This window comes from Citrobacter sp. VF227 (genome assembly GCF_052950715.1).
This window is the reverse complement of the sequence record NZ_JBRFVF010000558.1, coordinates 1-442: the sequence shown is the minus strand read 5'-3', so window position 1 is coordinate 442 and position 442 is coordinate 1. Positions and strand designations below refer to the sequence as shown.

The 442-nt window shown below is 53.6% G+C and carries 1 protein-coding gene; it reads left to right on the top strand.

The features are described 5' to 3' along the window. A partial coding sequence (locus ACU8YC_RS27845) for a DEAD/DEAH box helicase (RefSeq protein ID WP_446896375.1) occupies window positions 1-442 on the top strand: 442 nt, incomplete at both ends.

Sequence of the window (442 nt, the reverse complement as noted above, 5' to 3'; positions counted from 1 at the left end):
ACTGATGCGTTCGGATGCCAAGCGAATTCTGGTGGTGTCACCTGGCTCCCTGACCGAGCAGTGGCAGGATGAATTGCTGGAAAAATTCGGCGTGAAGTTCGAAGTCTTCAGTCGTGAGAAACAAGAGCAATGCGCCTCGGGTAACTACTTCGAGGAGACCAATCTGCTGATCGCACGCCTCGATCAATTGTCCCGCAGCGAGGAGTTCCAGCAGAAGCTCAAGAACACTGAGTGGGATCTGATCATCGTCGACGAAGCCCACAAGCTCTCCGCCAACTACTTCGGTAGCAAGGTGAATAAGACCAAGCGCTTCGAGCTAGGTGAGCTGCTCGGTTCCATCACCCGTCACTTCCTGTTGATGACCGCTACACCGCACAACGGTAAGGAAGAGGATTTTCAGATCTGGCTTTCGCTGCTGGATGGAGACCGCTTCTACGGCAAA